The sequence below is a fragment of the Desulfobulbus alkaliphilus genome (assembly GCF_016918545.1).
GTDB classification, from domain to species: Bacteria; Desulfobacterota; Desulfobulbia; order Desulfobulbales; family Desulfobulbaceae; genus Desulfobulbus; species Desulfobulbus alkaliphilus.
In genome coordinates this window covers 1-461 of the sequence record NZ_JAFFQC010000204.1, presented here as the reverse complement: position 1 = coordinate 461, position 461 = coordinate 1, and the positions used below count along the sequence as shown (strand labels likewise).

The 461-nt window shown below is 62.3% G+C and carries 1 protein-coding gene; it reads right to left on the bottom strand.

What is annotated here, in order from left to right; all coding sequences use genetic code 11:
- Positions 1–365: metal ABC transporter permease (locus JWG43_RS18130; protein WP_205244335.1), on the bottom strand; the 365-nt coding region annotated here is incomplete at its 3' end.
- Between the last annotated feature and the right edge of the window lie 96 nt (positions 366–461).

The following is a 461-nucleotide window of genomic DNA, read 5'->3' as shown; positions in this document are numbered from 1 at the left end:
ACCGAGAGCAGATCGCCGAACAGGTAGGCCATCAGATCCACCCGCACGTTGTCCATGAAGCTCAAGGTGACCAGGCCGAGCGACAGGGCGCTATGGGCCAGGATGCCGAGCAGGGTATCGGTCGCCACCTGCTGGTTGCGGCTCATGATCACCAGCAGCATGGCCATGGCGAGGCAGCAGACCACCACCGCCAGGGTGAGATCCACCTGCAGCAAAATACCCAGCGCTATGCCGAACAGGCAGGCATGTGAGAGGGTGTCGCCAAAGTAGGCCATCTTGCGCCACACCACGAAGCTGCCGAGGGGCCCGGCCAGCAGGGCGATGCCGAGGCCGGCCGCGAGGGCGTATAACAGAAAGCTGTCCACTTGAATGTCCTTAACTGCGCTTATGGATTGCGAGACGGCAGGCGGATGACGGGGACCTGCGGCTCATGATGATGGTGTTCGCCGTCGCAGTGATGA